This is a genomic window from Virgibacillus xinjiangensis, from assembly GCF_042643145.1.
Classification (GTDB): domain Bacteria; phylum Bacillota; class Bacilli; order Bacillales; family Amphibacillaceae; genus Virgibacillus_O; species Virgibacillus_O xinjiangensis.
In genome coordinates this window covers 75,857-92,418 of record NZ_JBHRSA010000042.1, presented here as the reverse complement: position 1 = coordinate 92,418, position 16,562 = coordinate 75,857, and the positions used below count along the sequence as shown (strand labels likewise).

Genomic DNA, 16,562 nt, shown 5'->3' with positions numbered 1-16,562 from the left:
CGATTCCCAACGCCTCCTGCCGATTTACCTCCTCTCCAGCAGATTCCAACGCGTCCTCCTCCTTTTTTCCAATAAATAGATTGATTTTTTAAACTTAGTATATTAGAATAACTTACATCAATTAAATCCCACTAAACTTATTTGATTTACATACTTTGTATTATTTGAGGAGGAACCGCTTTGCCAGATGAAACGAACCAACCCTTGGTTGAATTGCAACAGGTGGATAAAAGCTTCGATGGAAATGGTGACCTTGTGCTGGAGGATATCTCCCTTCATGTGAAAAAGGGGGAATTCGTCTCCCTTCTCGGGCAGAGTGGCTGCGGGAAGAGTACGATTCTCAATTTGATCGGCGGTTTTGAGGAACCTACGGCAGGCAAGGTCTATTTGGACGGTGAACCGGTCCGCGAGCCTGGGAGGCGTTGTGTCATGCTGTTCCAGGACTATGGACTCCTGCCATGGCGCTCGGTGCTCAAAAATGTGGAGCTCGGCCTGGAGCCGATCGGGCTGTCGGCGGACGAAAGACGGGAGCGGGCCATGGAATACCTCCGACTGGTAGGCTTGGACAAAAACATCCGCCAGCTGCCTGATGAACTGTCGGGCGGCATGAAGCAGCGAGTCGCCATCGCAAGGGCGCTCGCCATGAAGCCGGAACTGATTTTAATGGATGAGCCGTTTGCCGCACTGGATACGTTTAACCGGTATTACCTGCAGGATGAGCTGCTCCGTCTCCAGGAAAAAGAGGGCACCACTATCGTTCTCGTCACCCATGACATCGACGAAGCTGTCTATCTGTCCGACCGGGTATTCATCATGAAGCCGCATCCCGGCCGCATCAGCAGAGGACTGCGAATCGAGCCTTCCAAACCGCGGGACCGGAGTCACGGGGATTTCCAGTATTACCGCCGCATCATCCTGGAAGAGTTCCATTTCACCCAGCCGAAACAGGAACCGGATTTTCAAATCTAAAACATGCGTAGAATGGAGGAAAGCTGATGAAATATCTAAGAAAATCTATCATCCTATTATGGATCAGCTCCCTGCTTATCCTCTCTGCCTGCGGGACACATACCCACAGCCATTCGGGAGATAAGACCACCCTGAAAATAGGATACCTTCCGATTACCCATGCGGCACCAGTCTACTTTGAAAAAGAGATGGCCGAAGAATACCTGGGGGATGTGGAACTAGAACTGGTCAAGTTCGGGACATGGATCGAACTAATGGATGCGCTGAACACTGGTCGGATTGACGGGGCTTCCGTGCTGATTGAACTCGCGATGAAATCCAGGGAAAAGGGAATCGACCTGAAAGCAGTCGCCCTCGGCCATAAAGACGGGAATGCCGCCATTGTCTCCCCTGAAGTGGATGAGGTGGAAGATTTGGCCGGTACGAGTGTCGCCATTCCCCACACCCTTTCTTCACATAACATTCTGATGTCCAGAATGCTGGAAAAAGGCGGGATGAGTTATGATGACGTACATATGGTAGAGATGCCGCCGCCTGAGATGCCTTCCGCACTGGCAACCGGGCAGATTTCCAGCTATGTGGTCGCCGAGCCATTCGGTGCACTTGGTGTCACATTGGATCAAGGGAAAGTGCTCTATCAGTCCGAGGATTTGTGGCCAGGGTCGCTATGCTGTGCCCTCGTACTGCGAAATGACCTGATCGAGAACCATACCGAACTCGCCCAGAATTTCATGGACGGCTATGTAGCAGCAGGTGAAGCAGCTGGAAAAGACAATGACCATTCCCATGAAGTGCATAAAAAATATTTGGACGTGAATGATGAGGCCCTGGCCTTGTCACTCGGATGGATTTCCTTCGAGGACCTGCGCATCAGCCGGGAAGACTATGAAATTTTGACCGAAAGTTTGATAGACATGGGGCTGTCGGACGGCCCGCCACCTTACGAGGAATTTGTAGACAATTCATTGATTGATGAGGCGATGTAATATGACGACGAACAATCAGACCCTATATAAACTAACCAATATCACCATAGCTTTTATTCTCTTGATCGCCATCTGGCAGTTGGTCATCGTGATCGGCGATTATCCGGAAGCCCTCCTCCCCTCTCCCTTGAGTGTGTGGGAAGGCATCCTTTCCCTGATCGCTACGGGCATCATCTTTGAGCATCTGCAGGTGAGTCTGATGCGCTTTGCTGCCGGGTATCTTTCCGCCGTCATCCTAGCGGTGCTGCTCGGCCTTATCCTTGGCCGCACCCAGCGTATCTGGGACATCTTCGACCCGATTGTCCAAGTGTTGCGCCCAGTTGCACCGATTGCCTGGACCCCTTTTATCGTCCTTTGGTTCGGAATCGGTGACATGCCGGCCATTGTGATCATTTTCATCGCCGCTTTCTTCCCGGTTCTATTGACAACCGTATCAGCGGTGAAAAAAGTGGATCGCACGTATCTGAAAGTAGCACAGAACCTAGAGATCAAACAGCCGCAGCTCATGTATAAAATCATCCTGCCGGCTGCCTTCCCGAGCATTGCCAACGGGCTCCATATTGCTATCGGAACCGCTTGGATCTTCCTGGTTGCCGGGGAAATGGTCGGCGCCCAGTCCGGCCTCGGCTACCTGATCATCGATTCGCGCAACGCCCTTGACCTCGATCTGGTCCTCGCCGGTATCGTGTTCATCGGTATTCTGGGACTCATCCTGGACAAACTCATCCGTGTCTTCGAAAAATGGGTAGGCAAACAATGGGGCGGCGCGAAATAGAAAAAGCGATGGTGTTCAAATACAAACGGAGCTACTTGTATGAGAGAAAACTATAAATAACACACACTAAATGGGAGTACCATTCGCATAGCGTTTCGTACTCCTATTTTTATATGGAATGAGGTTAACAGAGATTTCATGGTAATATTCAGAGAAGAGAACAACAGGCTTATTCCGCTAACGGTTTTACCAATAAGAGATGAGGATACTTAGGGGGAGTTATATGTTTGCAATCGCAATCGCTGCTAATGTGGGATGTTCTTAATGCCTTTTCTGTGCATCATATTTTGCTTGAATTTAGTTTCCATCCTGAAAAAAGTAAAGAAAGATGAAGATACTGCGTTTAACACATTCTGGCTAACTTTATCTTTCACACTAATGATGTGGAGTATAGCCATAATAGGTATAGGAGCATTATAAAACAGTGCGTTATTGAAAAGTACTCCATTGACGGGTAGCATCACCAACAATGGCAGTGCTTTTCTTCATGTTTAGGATGGTGCTGGTTTTCACCAGAAGGATCTCTCTAACCAAATCGATAGTAAATTAAAATGAAGGTGGCCAGAACAAATATAAAGTTAAGGAAAACAAAGATCATTTGATCGATTCTGGACTTGTGCATCTTAATTGGAGGGTAATAAAAAGAGACACCTTCAATAATAAAAATGACTAAGATGACGTGGATCATCGCATGGCCAATAATTTCTGTTACCCCGAACAGAGTAGATGTCAGTATAAACAATATGGTGACCAGTGCTGCCAACAGCCGGTTAAGTATGCCCACTACAAGTAAATAACCGACAACAAATTCGATAAAAGCGGCCATCACAATAAAAATGGACGGTTCAAATCCAAATGTAGGAACCGTGTGGCGCTCAATGATATCCAGTGTCATAGCCGGGTATACCCACTTTTCAACAGCTACCCAACAAAGTGAAAGACCTGTCCCCAGGTATAGGAAAGGAAATCCCCAATTTTCCCATTTCGTTTTCCCGACTAACAACACGAAGAAGATTGCGATATAAAATCCATAATCAAGCATATGGAACCATCCGGTGCCGGACCAAACGATGGTAAACAGGGTAATGAGTACGATAGAAGCCAATTTTGTCGCATAGTGATGGGGAATCAGCAATAAACCAATGGCAACCCAAAATGCCATTGGTTCCCATGGTTCTGTCATAATGAATTCCGGGGCGAACATAGACCCGGAAAAGGATTGAATGGCCAATGCGAGAGCTGTTCCATATTTTAATAAATGTCTGGAATAAATACGCAAACCTGCTAGTTTATCCTCGATCTTCTTCGCTGTTTCCAAATTCATCAACCAAGGAAGAAGTTGAGGGATGGCAGCCAGCACGACAGCAACTAATAAAGCAAATGCGATGAAAAAAGGCGATAAAATATTTTCGATACTTTCTTTTGAAGCTGCTTCTTCTGTAAACCATTTAACATGGGCATTTGAAATGAGCGGGGAAAGCATGATGCACAATAAAACAGCGACAAATAAAAAACTCCTGTTCACAAAAACACATCCCTTTGCGGCAACTGATTAATCATTAGTTTTTGTTAACTAGTTGAATTCTATAAGTTATCCCTGAAAAGCTTTTTTATCGTATCGAGAAACCAATGCACCAGTCATCAATTCTTCACCTCCCCCCTTTCATCTTCCTCCGTTTCCTCCTGCTCACCTCCCATTCATTTCACCAACAATTCGCCATTTCACCGCTCCTCCCGCAACTATTGGGCGAACCGCTGCATAGGAACCTATGCGAGAAATCCCCTTCTGCTCAGTCAAACGCCACTCGTCACCTATATTGTAAACCATTAAAATTATAAGTTGACAATATAATTAAAATGAAATATTCTATATTCATCAAAAAATTTAGACACAATCATTAATAAACATGAAACATGCTGGTATCAGGATGTTTTAGGAAGGAGGGGAGTAATGATATGAAACTGAAACCATTGGATATTACGTTGACAGCATTATTTGCCGCATTAATGGCAATCGGTGCGAATATTACAGCATTTCTGGTAATCGGCGGGGTTCCGATTACCTTGACTACTTTTTTCAGCATTTTGGCCGGCCTTTTGCTAGGAAGCAGATTGGGTGCCCTTTCCATGGCGGTCTACGCAATGATCGGACTAGCCGGCGCACCCGTTTTCGCCCAGTTTTCAGGTGGTCTATCTTCTATTGTCAATCCGACATTCGGCTTCATCCTATCTAATATTCTTGTTGCCTTTGTTGCTGGGAAAATAATAGAAGCGAAATCCACCACGGCCAGATTCGTGGTTGCATCCTTGATCGGGATGAGCATCAATTACGTTTTTGGCACGACTTGGATGTATTTTGCCTATCAATTATGGTTTGGCGCACCAGAAGGATTCAGTTATGCGGTGGCTTGGTTGTGGATGTTGGGCCCATTGCCGAAAGACATTATTTTCGCTGTCTTGGCTGGCCGGCTTGGCTACCGGATGAAAGGAAAAGTCTATTCGTCACAATCAAAGGAATTTAAGGGGGAAACGCCTGCCTGACAGGGCTGAGCGATTATTAAAGGAAAGGGATGGAAACATGATGAATCAATGGTCTGACATAGCAGACAGGGTTATTGCAGGGGGAGAAATTACGGATGAGGAAGCTCTTTCAATATTAAACTGTCCGGATGATGAGCTTTTACTGTTATTGCAAGCTTCTTATAAAATCAGGCATCACCATTTCGGAAATAAAGTGAAGTTGAATATGATTATCAACGCTAAATCTGGCCTTTGTCCCGAAAACTGCGGGTATTGTGCACAATCATCATTATCAACGGCACCTGTGGAAAAATATACGATGGTCAACCGGGTATCATTATTGAGTGGTGCGGCCGAGGCAGACCGGCTGAATGCGGGAACCTATTGCATTGTCGCCAGCGGCAGAGGGCCTAGCAAGCGCGAGGTCGATACCGTCGCAACTACCGTCAAGGAGATCAAAGAGAAATATGACTTGAAAGTATGCGCGTGCATGGGGATTTTGAAACCCGAACAAGCAGAGCAATTAAAAGAAGCAGGGGTGGACCGCTACAACCATAATATCAATACATCGAAATCCCACCACCCCAATATCACAACATCCCATACATATGACGATCGTGTGGAAACCGTGAATACGGCGAAAGATGCAGGGATTTCCCCATGCTCCGGCGTCATCGTGGGCATGAAGGAAACGCAAAGAGATGTCATCGACATGGCCAGAAGCCTGAAAGTCCTCGATGCCGATTCGATTCCGGTAAACTTTTTGCATGCCATCGACGGCACACCATTGGAAGGAACGGAGGAGTTGGACCCACGCTACTGTCTGAAGGTGCTCGCTTTATTCCGTTTCATCAACCCAACAAAGGAGATTCGCATCTCCGGCGGCAGGGAAGTCAACTTGAGAAGCCTCCAGCCGTTAGGACTGTATCCAGCCAATTCCGTGTTCGTCGGCGACTATCTGACAACAGCCGGCCAAGAAAGCACAGCTGACCACAAAATGATCGAAGACCTGGGATTTGAAATTGATGATAATGAAATGGCTGAAGAATTGACGTAATTTATGTATAGAGATTTTGGAGAGCATCGATATGATGCTCTCCTTTGGTGTCACAAGGGCGACCGCCTTCTCGCTCGGGCGACAGCTACTCTCAGGTCGGGCTGCAGCACTCTCCACTCAGGCCGCAGCTCACTCCACTCGGGCGACAGCTACTCTCACTCAGGCGACAGCACCGCTTCCTCGGGCTTCAGCTCACTCCACTCAGGCCTCAACACCTCTCACTCAGGCCACAGCACCGCCCACTCAGGCCGCAGTCCCCCCTCCTCTATCCCGCTTATGACGGTATTTCCTCTTTTTCATCATATGGCAGGACAATGAGTTCTTCGTCCGCTACATTCTCTTCGCAATGGGAGCAATAGAAAGCTGTTTCCACCTCATGACGGCAAGTTTCATGGACCAGTTTTTTATAACATTTGTCCAGATGCTTGCGCCCCCATAGCAGAAGCGAATGGAATACAGGCTCTAAATCGCGGCCGCTTTCGGTCAAGGTATATTGATACCGCGGCGGATGGTCCGAGTACAGCGATGTTTCGATCAATCCGCTCTCCGTGAGGTATTTCAGCCGGTCTGACAATAGATTGGAAGAGATTCCTTCCAACCCCTTCTTTATTTCATTGAATGTCGAGGCACCTACTAGGATTTCATGGACGATCAGCAATGTCCACCGGTCCCCGACAATATTGAGTGTCTGCGCAATATTACATGGCAGCTTGTAATTTTCCTTCATCAAGCAGTCTCCCCTTCAACAAATAGGATATTATACAAAAATTATAACATATTTGGATTTTAAGGTTGATTTTTTGAACTTACTATAATATTATAACCTTAAGAAACAATCCTTATTAAATCAATTGGATTTATCAGTTAACAGGAGTATACTAAAGGAGGATCTATCATGGGACTATATTTAGTGGAAACAACATTTAATGGAGAGATCAAGGATCAGAATGGACTGGAGGAGAAAGTAGCCTCCCTCAACGAAACCGTACAAAATGAAGGCGTCAATCTGATTGAAGTTCAGGCTGCAAAAGACCTGTCCCGTTCTTTCCTTATTTTTGAAACAGAAAAAGATGAAGATGCACTTGCTGGTGTATTGAAAGATAACGGCGTACAGGCGGACCTCGTGAAGGCCGTACGCATCGTCGGAAAAGATCTCGATGAAGTGAAGAAGCAGGCCGATAACGACAAGGTAAATTACCTTGTGCAGTGGAATCTGCCGGAAGATTTGACCATGGATCAGTATTTGGAGCGCAAAAAGAAGAACTCCGTACATTATGCTGAAGTGCCGGAAGTATCGTTCGAACGCACCTATGTATGCGAAGATATGTCCAAATGCCTTTGCTTCTACGACGCGCCAGATGAAGATGCGGTCAAAAGAGCTCGCGAAGCTGTCAAAACACCGCTCGATTCCATCACTGAAATCGGCAAGTAAAAAGGACCATCCCCAATGGAAAAGGAGAGAGATTTCCGTATGATAAAGGAAAACACAACTGGAGCAATTGAAAAATTGACACCCCTTCTGCAGGAGGAGTTGAAGCCCCTCGTCCGTAAGATTGATACGGAGCATCATTATCCGGGAGAATTCCTGCGGCTGCTGGGAGAGAATGGCTATTACACATCCGAATCGCAGACGGAAAAGGAGGTCTCTCTCCGTGAATTCCAATTGGTGGAAGAAGTGTCCAAGGTATGTATGACGACCGGTTTCGTCCTGTGGTGCCAGCTTGCCGCACTGACCTACCTGCGCAACAGCCGCAATGATTACCTGAAAAAGGAAATCCTCCCCAAGCTGGAAGACGGGACATTGCTGGCGGGAACAGGGCTCTCCAACCCGATGAAATTTTACGGCGGAGTGGAACGGCTGCTGCTCAAGGCAGAGCGCAGAGACGGCGGATACTGCATATCCGGCTCCCTGCCTTCCGTCTCCAATCTGGGAGATGACCATTGGTTCGGAGCAGTTGCCGAGGCAGAGAGCGGACGCCGGATCATGCTGTTCATTCCGTGTGATACGGAAGGGTTGACCCTCAAGGAAAAAGTTGATTATCTGGGAATCAACGGAAGCGCCACCTATGGCTGCCGCTTCCGTGACTGCTTCATCCCAGACGACTGGGTGATTTCGGAAGATGCGGATGCATTTGTCGAAAAAGTCCGCCCCACCTTCCTGATGTATCAGATTCCATTAGGTTTGGGGGTCACCGCCTCCTGCGCCCAATCGGTGCAGAAGGCGCGCGGCAAACAAGCAGGTTGCAACCAGTACTTGCCCGTACAGGGCGAGGATCTAGAAGAAGATCTCCACCAACAGAGAGAGCGTGTCTATGACTATCTCGAAGAAAATATCGGCAAGCTCGACTGGAAGTCTTTGGTCCAATTACGGCTGGATGTGACTTATCTAACTCTGAATGCAGCCAACACAGACATGATCCATAACGGTGGAGCAGGCTACCTGAACGTCAGCCACCCAGCGCGCAGACTTCGGGAAACCTACTTCCTCGTCAACCTGACACCAACCGTCAAGCACTTGGAAAAGTTGCTTGCACAATAATATTGCAGTAAAACCAGCAGCCACTACCCACCTTTATGGGATAGTAGCTGCTGGTTTTTTGTGAGTTGGGGAGTGAGCGGGTCTGGGGCCCGAGCTGAGAGTGTGGGGCACGAGTGCAGTATGATGGCGACCGAGTTGAGGCTGGTGCGGCACGAGTGGGCGGGTGCGCGGCCTGAGCTGAGGCTGATGCGGCACGAGTGCAGTATGATGGCGACCGAGTTGAGGCTGGTGCGGCACGAGTGTTCAATTAATTAATCTATTTCCATTTGTTATAAAACTTCGATCTTCTGGCTACACTGAAAATGGGTCACATGAACGGATCACATCCATTTCTCCTTTACATTTATTCGTGGTTGAGACATTCTAACTAAACATTGATGTGGTCCCTTCTTTTTACATATTTTTATAAATTTGCGCACATCAAATTCCCATGCCTGATTTGTCCATTCCATGCAAGTTCAATATCCTAGCGGTATAATAACTGATTTATCTGTTTGTTATAAGAAGCTCTTATTCTGGCTAAACTATTGATGGGTCACATCCATTTCTTCTTTACAATTTTTTCGGTGGTAGAAAACATTGTAACCAAGTATTAATGTGAGCCATTCTTTTTTTTGCACGATTATCCGGACTGTATCTGAATTAAAGGCGCTCTCACCCCAGTGTGGTGCTCCCGCGCGACCTGGAAATGCCACGATCCGAGGACCACACCACCACTTCAAATCGAGCCGCTCGCTCCCTTCCTTTGTTTAAAAAACATAAAATAAGGCTATGTAATAACTACACCGTTAAAATAAGCTTTTCACAGGAGGTATTAGATATTATGAGTTTTATTTGGAGTTTAATTGTTGGTGGTATTCTAGGTTGGTTGGCCAGCCTAATCGTTGGAAAGGATGTACCAGGCGGAATCATCGGTAACATCATCGCTGGTTTCATCGGTGCATGGATCGGTTCTTCCCTGATGGGAGACTTCGGACCAGTCATCGGTGGGTTCGCAATCATACCAGCATTGATCGGTGCGATCATCCTCATCTTCATCGTCAGCCTGATTATGAAAGGCATGAGGAAAGCAACGTAATAGAGTATATATATATCAACGGCCTGCGATGACAGCAGGCCGTTTTTTCATGGGAAAATCCGCAGCGAGTCTTGTATGTTACATACCAATGCCATACTCTCCTCCAACCCATCCATCCTTTTACCCAAATAATTTAGAAAATATTGAACAATTAACAGTTATCTGTATAATGGAAGATATCATTTTGAATGAAGACAAATAAATCACCCAGACAGGAACCCTTCATTCACGATAGATTCAGGTGAGGAGGCATCTGCTTTTTATGGAAGGAAACCATTTTGGCAAGAATTTTACGGATTTACGCAGGACGCTGCATCTCAATACGATGAGTGCCGGTACGGTTGGCGGGATCTTTGGCTGTACAGGCCCTGCGTTGATCATCATCGGCGGGGCGACAAGCGGCGGATTGACTTATGCAGAGACGATCAGCTGGCTGTTCGCTGTCTATTTTTTCAGCGGATTGCTCGGCATCTACTTGGTATTGAAATACCGGCAGCCCATCACAGGGGCGCACAGCATCGCCGGGGCGGTGCTTGTGGCGGGATCGCTCGCGCATTTTTCCCTGCAGGAGGCCGTCGGCGCCTACATAGTGGCCCATATTCTGGTGATCCTTCTTGGTGCCTCGGGATTGATTGATAAAGTGATGAAATGGATGCCCACTCCCATCATCATGGGGATGATTGTCGGGGTGATGATCCATTTTGCCATTGACATGATTACATCCATTACGGTCTCTCCCCTATTGGCAGGCTCGGCAATCATCGCTTTTCTCTTGTCATCCCGGTTCATGAAAAAAGTGCCGCCGGTCTTGACTGCACTAGTCATCGCCGTTGCATTGGCATTTCTGACGGGTGCCTTTCAATTGCAGAGCATGCCAGGTTCGCTGACACTGCCGCAGGTCATCCTGCCCGCCTTCAGCATGGAAGCGATCGTGTCCATCGGCATTCCGCTGGCATTGCTCATCATTTCTTCGGAAAATGCCCAAGCGACAGGGGTGTTGATGTCCCAAGGGTATCGCCCGCCGAACAACGCCATGGCCATTTCCGGTTCGACGGTCGGCATCATTGCTGCGTGTTTTGGGGGGCATTCCATCAATATCGCAGGTCCCTCGACCGCGATCAACTCGGCAGAAGATGTAGGGGCAAAAGATGAACGCTATGCTGCAGCGTTCACCAATGGAGTCATTTTCGTCATCTATGGCCTGTTCGCCTCCATCATCGTCCCTTTTGTCATCGCCATGCCGAGTGTGATCGTGACCGTCATTGCAGGGCTCGCCATGCTCGGAGCGCTCATCAATTCCTTGAAGACAGCCTTTTCGGATGATTCCTTTCAAATGGGCGCATTTTTTGCCCTGATCATCGGCATGTCCGGCATCACCTTCTTCCAAGTCAGTGCCCCATTATGGGCCATTATCGGTGGGCTGCTCGTATCTGCGCTAATTGAGAATGAACACTTCTCCCATAAGCTGCGTGCAGAAAAAGCACAGAAGGTAGAGCAAAGGGAAAACATTCCATCGGAAAAACGCGCAGAATCCTTGTGACAGGGATATAAAAAGAATGAATTTCCCCCTAGCCTATATGCCCGGTTGTTTCCGACGACGTTTGGAAAAAACCGGGCATTGTTCTGTTTAATTATTATATAGGAAGGGAACGATAGGAACATCCCCTTGTCAACCGCTTCTTTTCAGTAGTTGGAAAGCCCTGGGCATACCGGCAAATACAGCCCTGATGCAGCGCATTCCGACACGAAATCTGATCAATCGACTGGATTTTAACATCACGCAGTCGCTTTCGTTGACATTTGAGTAATTTTGTATAACAATAAGATTATAATAATTATAATTAGGAGGATGTCAACATGGCATTAATTGGAAAAGAAGTAGAACCGTTCAAGGCACAAGCATATAGAGAAGGCGATGACTTCATCGAAGTAACAGAACAAGATTTCAAAGGACATTGGAGCGTTGTTTGCTTCTACCCTGCAGACTTCACGTTCGTTTGCCCGACAGAGCTTGAGGATCTTCAAAACGAATATCCTAAACTGCAAGAACTTGGTGTGGAAGTATATTCCGTATCCACTGACACGCATTTCACACATAAAGCATGGCATGACCATTCCGAAGCAATCAGCAAAATCAAATACACTATGATCGGGGATCCTTCCCACCAGATTTCCCGCAACTTCGACGTATTGGTTGAAGAAGAAGGCCGTGCAGACCGCGGTACATTCATCATCGATCCGGATGGCGTCATTCAGGCTGTGGAAATCAATGCAGAAGGAATCGGCCGTGACGCAACTACTCTGATCGACAAAATCAAAGCAGCACAATATGTTCGCAACAATCCAGGTGAAGTTTGCCCAGCTAAATGGAAAGAAGGGGAAGAAACCCTTAAACCAAGCCTCGACCTAGTAGGTAAAATCTAAGGAGAGCGATAATTCATGTTAGATGCAGATATCAAATCACAATTAGAGCAGTACCTGCAGCTGTTGGAAGGCGATGTCGAGCTGAAGATCAGCACAGGCTCTGATGAAACATCCAAAGAGATGGCCGAGCTTGTCGATGAACTGGCAACCATGTCTTCCAGAATCAAAGTGGAACATGCAGAACTGGAAAGAACTCCAAGCTTCAGCGTGAACCGCCCGGGTGAAGACACTGGCATCACCTTTGCCGGTGTACCGTTAGGTCATGAGTTCACCTCTCTCGTATTGGCACTGCTCCAAGTGAGCGGACGCGCTCCGAAAGAGGATCAGAAACTCCTCGACCAAATCACAAAAATCGAAGGCGAATACCACTTCGAGACCTATGTCAGCTTGAGCTGCCACAACTGTCCGGTTGTTGTCCAAGCACTGAACATCATGAGCGTGCTGAACCCTAACATCACGCATACCATGATCGAAGGCGGAGCATTCAAGGACGAAGTGGAAAGCAAGAACGTGATGGCCGTGCCGACTGTCTACCTCAATGGGGAAGAGTTCGGCGGCGGACGTATGGAACTCGGTGAAATCCTGGCGAAAATCGGCAGCGGCCCAGACGCTTCCGAATTCGAAGATAAAGATCCATACGACGTGCTGGTTGTGGGTGGCGGCCCTGCTGGTGCCTCTGCAGCAATCTATGCAGCACGTAAAGGGATCCGCACAGGCATGGTCGCTGAGCGCATTGGCGGTCAGGTCATGGACACATCAGCCATCGAAAACTTCATCAGTGTGAAAGAAACAGAAGGCCCTAAACTCGGAGCCAATCTGGAAGCACACGTGAATGAGTACGATGTGGATGTCATGAATCTGCAGCGTGCCAAGAACATCGAGCGAAAAGATGACTATGTGGAGCTTGAGTTGGAAAATGGCGCTGTCCTGAAAAGTAAGACAGCCATCCTCTCTACCGGTGCCCGCTGGCGCAACATCGGCGTACCTGGCGAGGAAGAGTTCAAGAACAAAGGTGTCGCCTACTGCCCGCACTGTGATGCTCCATTGTTCGAAGGCAAGCATGTAGCTGTCATCGGCGGCGGAAACTCCGGCATCGAAGCGGCCATTGACCTTGCAGGGGTCGTTAAACACGTAACCGTCCTCGAATTCGCACCGGAGCTGAAAGCTGATTCTGTCCTGCAGGATCGCCTCTACAGCCTGCCGAACGTAACAGTTATCACCAGCGCACAAACAACGGAAATCACTGGTGACGACACCGTCAACGGTATCAACTACAAAGACCGTGAAACAGATCAGATGAACCACATCGAACTGCAAGGTGTCTTCGTCCAGATCGGTCTTGTACCAAATACCGAATGGCTCGGTGACGACATCGACCAAACAAAAATGGGTGAGATCATGGTAGACAAGAAAGGTGCAACCAACGTACCCGGCATCTATGCCGCTGGCGACTGCACCGACAGTGCCTACAAACAGATCATCATTTCCATGGGCTCCGGTGCAACCGCCGCACTAGGCGCGTTTGATTATCTCATCAGACAAGCACCAGTCGAAAAAAAGGATAACGTATCTGTATAATTGCAGATATAGGAAACCCGCTCTACGGATGTAGAGCGGGTTTTTGTCTGGATAATTCTGATGGGATCGCTGCTTTTTAAGACTATTCCCCTTGCCTCTCCGTTACCAACACTTCATTATTAATGAGACATGGAGGTCTTTCCCCTTTGAGACCCGTTATTAAGTTTCTCACCGCCAGCTCTGCCATTTTGTCACGAGTTTCCTCTGTTGCAGAGCCGATATGTGGCAGTGTAACAATATTCTTCAACCGAAGTAAGGGACTCTTCGCATCCAGTGGCTCTTCCCTGTAAACATCTACACCTGCAGCTCGTATTTCACCATTGGCAAGAGCATCTGCCAAATCTTCCTCGACTACCATTGCCCCTCTTGCACCGTTGATGAAAATAGCTGATTCCTTCATTAGCTTAAATTCTCTCTTTCCAATCAAGTTGATGGTATCCGGGGAGAGCGGAGCCAATAAACAGACATAGTCTGCATTCGCCAATAACTCATCAAGGCTTGTAAACTCAGCGTCCAGCTCCTCTTCAGCAGGCACATTCCGAGAGCGGTTATGATAAATAATGTTCATCTTGAAACCATAACGTGCTCTCTCTGCCACTGCTTTCCCAATCCTCCCCATACCAATGATTCCCAAGGTCTTATGATGGATATCTATACCAAATTGATCCTTCGTCAATTTTTCTTTCCAATGCCCTGCTTTCACATAGGCATCCAATTCCGGCATCCGTCTGGCCACTGCCATAATCAAGCCAAAAACCGTATCAGCAGTGGTCTCGGTTAAGACATCTGGCGTATTGGTCGCCATAATCCCACGATTGGTCAATTCCTTCATATCAAGATTGTCATACCCAACCGAAATATTAGAGATAATTCGTAAGAGCAGTGCTTGATCCAACAGCTCTTCATCTACCTTTAAGCCAGACCCGATGATCCCCTCTGCTGTCTGCAGCTCTTGGAGAAAAGATGGATGCTCCTTCGATAATTGATAGACCTCACTATAAGCTTGTAACTCTGCCACCAACTCCTTTTTTATTTGATTATATAAAATGATCTTTGGTTTCATTAAATCGTCTCCTTCTACTAATCTGAACTTATGAGACTCGGGCCACGGCATTGTTCACTTGGGCAATGTACTCCCCAACTCGGGCCGCAGCTCCTCCTACTCGGGCTACGCACTCCTCTACTCAGGCCGCAGCCTCCCCCACTCGGGCCACACCCCACACTCCACACGCTCAAAAAAAGAGCTCCCACGCGGAGCTCTCTTCCCGATCTATCTCACCAAACAAGGCTTCTTATTATCAAAGGTCCATCCAGGAATGAGGTACTGCATGGCCACGGAGTCGTCCCGTGCACCGAGTCCCATTTTCTTATATACCTGGTGTGCCGCCTCCACCTGTTCAATATCGATTTCTACACCGAGTCCTGGCTTCTCTGGAACGTTGATTTTCCCATCCACGACCTTGAGTGGATCCTTTGTCAGACGTTGCCCGTCCTGCCAGATCCAGTGAGTGTCGATGGCAGTGATGTCACCAGGTGCAGCAGCCGCCACATGGGTGAACATAGCGAGCGAGATATCAAAGTGGTTGTTGGAATGCGAACCCCATGTCAGTCCCCAGTCATTGCACATTTGGGCAACACGGACCGAGCCTTCCATGGTCCAAAAATGCGGATCAGCGAGCGGTATATCAACTGCTTGAAGCTGTACAGCATGTCCCATTTGCCTCCAGTCCGTCGCAATCATATTGGTGGCGGTCGGCAGCCCGGTTGCCTTACGGAATTCATTCATCACTTCACGAGCAGAGAATCCTTGTTCCGCGCCGCATGGGTCTTCCGCATAGGCGAGCACGTCATGCTGTCCCTTACAGAGCCTGATGGCTTCCTCGAGTGACCAGGCACCATTCGGATCGAGGGTGATCCGTGCTTCTGGGAACCGTTTAGCCAAAGCGGTAACCGCTTCGATTTCTTCCTCCCCTTTTAACACCCCGCCCTTCAATTTGAAGTCTCGGAACCCGTAGCGTTCGTAAGCAGCCTCAGCCAATCGAACCACTGCTTCCGGTGTCAGCGCCTCTTCATGTCGCAAACGGAACCAGTCATTGTCTGCATCCGGATCGCTCAAGTAAGGGAGATCCGTTTTGTTTCGATCACCGACATAGAATAGGTATCCCAAGGTGTCAACTTCGGAACGCTGCTGGCCGTCTCCAAGAAGGGCAGCTACAGGAACGTTCAGGTATTTTCCCAACAGATCAAGCAATGCAGCTTCCAAAGCAGTGACCGCATGGATGGTGATACGCAAATCGAATGTCTGCTGGCCGCGGCCGGAGGTGTCCCTTTCTGCAAAAGTTTCACGGACATGTTTCAAAATGTTTTTATAATTGCCGATCGATTCACCGATCAGAAGCTCTTTTGCATCTTCCAACGTTTTGCGGATGCCTTCTCCTCCCGGGACCTCTCCCACTCCAACATTTCCACTGTTATCTTTCAAAATGACTACATTTCTAGTGAAATAAGGGCCATGAGCGCCGCTCAAATTCAACAGCATGCTGTCATTTCCAGCTACCGTATAGACTGACAGATCCACCAATGTCGGTGTTTCATTCTTTGTTTTTACTTGTGATTGCATAGTTACCTCTCCTGTC

At 47.9% G+C, this 16,562-nt stretch carries 15 protein-coding genes; 11 read left to right on the top strand and 4 right to left on the bottom strand.

The window, feature by feature from the left end; genetic code table 11:
- Nucleotides 1–180 precede the first annotated feature (180 nt).
- The 3 genes from ACFOGI_RS11015 to ACFOGI_RS11005 are packed head-to-tail and all read left to right on the top strand — an operon-like array spanning nt 181 to nt 2,730.
- Nucleotides 181–969, top strand: a complete 789-nt coding sequence (locus ACFOGI_RS11015) for an ABC transporter ATP-binding protein (RefSeq protein ID WP_390272350.1) — start codon at nt 181–183, stop codon at nt 967–969.
- Nucleotides 970–995: 26 nt separating this feature from the next.
- A complete protein-coding gene (locus ACFOGI_RS11010; protein ID WP_390272347.1) occupies nt 996–1,955 on the top strand; it encodes an ABC transporter substrate-binding protein in 960 nt (319 codons plus the stop codon).
- A gap of 1 nt (nt 1,956) precedes the next feature.
- Nucleotides 1,957–2,730: an ABC transporter permease gene (locus tag ACFOGI_RS11005; RefSeq protein ID WP_390272344.1), complete on the top strand. Its 774-nt coding sequence runs from the start codon at nt 1,957–1,959 to the stop codon at nt 2,728–2,730.
- 526 nt (nt 2,731–3,256) lie between these two features.
- Here the strand turns inward: ACFOGI_RS11005 and ACFOGI_RS11000 are convergent.
- Nucleotides 3,257–4,255, bottom strand: a complete 999-nt coding sequence (locus ACFOGI_RS11000; protein ID WP_390272341.1) for a hypothetical protein — start codon at nt 4,253–4,255, stop codon at nt 3,257–3,259.
- Between the two features lie 431 nt (nt 4,256–4,686).
- Between ACFOGI_RS11000 and ACFOGI_RS10995 the strand changes: the two genes are divergently transcribed.
- Nucleotides 4,687–5,271, top strand: coding sequence for a biotin transporter BioY (locus tag ACFOGI_RS10995; protein WP_390272338.1), 585 nt, complete (start codon nt 4,687–4,689; stop codon nt 5,269–5,271).
- A gap of 40 nt (nt 5,272–5,311) precedes the next feature.
- Nucleotides 5,312–6,307, top strand: a complete 996-nt coding sequence (gene bioB / locus ACFOGI_RS10990; protein ID WP_390272336.1) for a biotin synthase BioB — start codon at nt 5,312–5,314, stop codon at nt 6,305–6,307.
- A 274-nt stretch (nt 6,308–6,581) separates the two neighbouring features.
- Here the strand turns inward: bioB and ACFOGI_RS10985 are convergent, their stop codons facing one another.
- On the bottom strand, nt 6,582–7,034 hold the full coding sequence (locus ACFOGI_RS10985) for a winged helix-turn-helix transcriptional regulator (protein ID WP_390272334.1): 453 nt from the start codon (nt 7,032–7,034) through the stop codon (nt 6,582–6,584).
- Between the two features lie 168 nt (nt 7,035–7,202).
- Between ACFOGI_RS10985 and ACFOGI_RS10980 the strand changes: the two genes are divergently transcribed.
- From ACFOGI_RS10980 to ahpF, 6 genes are all read left to right on the top strand, one after another.
- The gene (locus tag ACFOGI_RS10980) at nt 7,203–7,739 is read left to right on the top strand and encodes a DUF4242 domain-containing protein (protein WP_390272331.1); all 537 of its coding nucleotides are present in this window, start codon (nt 7,203–7,205) and stop codon (nt 7,737–7,739) included.
- Nucleotides 7,740–7,778: 39 nt separating this feature from the next.
- Nucleotides 7,779–8,846, top strand: coding sequence for an acyl-CoA dehydrogenase family protein (locus ACFOGI_RS10975; RefSeq protein WP_390272329.1), 1,068 nt, complete (start codon nt 7,779–7,781; stop codon nt 8,844–8,846).
- Nucleotides 8,847–9,669: 823 nt separating this feature from the next.
- Nucleotides 9,670–9,924: a GlsB/YeaQ/YmgE family stress response membrane protein gene (locus ACFOGI_RS10970; RefSeq protein WP_390272326.1), complete on the top strand. Its 255-nt coding sequence runs from the start codon at nt 9,670–9,672 to the stop codon at nt 9,922–9,924.
- A gap of 262 nt (nt 9,925–10,186) precedes the next feature.
- On the top strand, nt 10,187–11,464 hold the full coding sequence (locus ACFOGI_RS10965) for a benzoate/H(+) symporter BenE family transporter (RefSeq protein WP_390272325.1): 1,278 nt from the start codon (nt 10,187–10,189) through the stop codon (nt 11,462–11,464).
- A 317-nt stretch (nt 11,465–11,781) separates the two neighbouring features.
- Nucleotides 11,782–12,348, top strand: a complete 567-nt coding sequence (gene ahpC, locus ACFOGI_RS10960) for an alkyl hydroperoxide reductase subunit C (RefSeq protein ID WP_390272322.1) — start codon at nt 11,782–11,784, stop codon at nt 12,346–12,348.
- 15 nt (nt 12,349–12,363) lie between these two features.
- Complete coding sequence (gene ahpF, locus ACFOGI_RS10955; RefSeq protein ID WP_390272319.1) at nt 12,364–13,926, top strand: alkyl hydroperoxide reductase subunit F; 1,563 nt, start codon at nt 12,364–12,366, stop codon at nt 13,924–13,926.
- 82 nt (nt 13,927–14,008) lie between these two features.
- Here ahpF and ACFOGI_RS10950 read toward each other — a convergent pair whose 3' ends face one another.
- Together ACFOGI_RS10950 and gudD are read right to left on the bottom strand one after the other, a co-directional pair.
- On the bottom strand, nt 14,009–14,989 hold the full coding sequence (locus ACFOGI_RS10950; RefSeq protein ID WP_390272316.1) for a 2-hydroxyacid dehydrogenase: 981 nt from the start codon (nt 14,987–14,989) through the stop codon (nt 14,009–14,011).
- Between the two features lie 207 nt (nt 14,990–15,196).
- Complete coding sequence (gene gudD / locus ACFOGI_RS10945) at nt 15,197–16,546, bottom strand: glucarate dehydratase (RefSeq protein WP_390272315.1); 1,350 nt, start codon at nt 16,544–16,546, stop codon at nt 15,197–15,199.
- Nucleotides 16,547–16,562 lie beyond the last annotated feature (16 nt).

What these genes read in the sequence shown, in the direction of transcription:
- ACFOGI_RS11010 (WP_390272347.1), top strand. Translation starts at nt 996, where the DNA reads ATGAAATATCTAAGAAAATCTATCATCCTATTATGGATCAGCTCCCTG.
- ACFOGI_RS11005 (WP_390272344.1), top strand. Translation starts at nt 1,957, where the DNA reads ATGACGACGAACAATCAGACCCTATATAAACTAACCAATATCACCATA.
- ACFOGI_RS10995 (WP_390272338.1), top strand. Translation starts at nt 4,687, where the DNA reads ATGAAACTGAAACCATTGGATATTACGTTGACAGCATTATTTGCCGCA.
- bioB (WP_390272336.1), top strand. Translation starts at nt 5,312, where the DNA reads ATGAATCAATGGTCTGACATAGCAGACAGGGTTATTGCAGGGGGAGAA.
- ACFOGI_RS10985 (WP_390272334.1), bottom strand. Translation starts at nt 7,034, where the DNA reads ATGAAGGAAAATTACAAGCTGCCATGTAATATTGCGCAGACACTCAAT.
- ACFOGI_RS10980 (WP_390272331.1), top strand. Translation starts at nt 7,203, where the DNA reads ATGGGACTATATTTAGTGGAAACAACATTTAATGGAGAGATCAAGGAT.
- ACFOGI_RS10975 (WP_390272329.1), top strand. Translation starts at nt 7,779, where the DNA reads ATGATAAAGGAAAACACAACTGGAGCAATTGAAAAATTGACACCCCTT.
- ACFOGI_RS10970 (WP_390272326.1), top strand. Translation starts at nt 9,670, where the DNA reads ATGAGTTTTATTTGGAGTTTAATTGTTGGTGGTATTCTAGGTTGGTTG.
- ACFOGI_RS10965 (WP_390272325.1), top strand. Translation starts at nt 10,187, where the DNA reads ATGGAAGGAAACCATTTTGGCAAGAATTTTACGGATTTACGCAGGACG.
- ahpC (WP_390272322.1), top strand. Translation starts at nt 11,782, where the DNA reads ATGGCATTAATTGGAAAAGAAGTAGAACCGTTCAAGGCACAAGCATAT.
- ahpF (WP_390272319.1), top strand. Translation starts at nt 12,364, where the DNA reads ATGTTAGATGCAGATATCAAATCACAATTAGAGCAGTACCTGCAGCTG.
- ACFOGI_RS10950 (WP_390272316.1), bottom strand. Translation starts at nt 14,989, where the DNA reads ATGAAACCAAAGATCATTTTATATAATCAAATAAAAAAGGAGTTGGTG.
- gudD (WP_390272315.1), bottom strand. Translation starts at nt 16,546, where the DNA reads ATGCAATCACAAGTAAAAACAAAGAATGAAACACCGACATTGGTGGAT.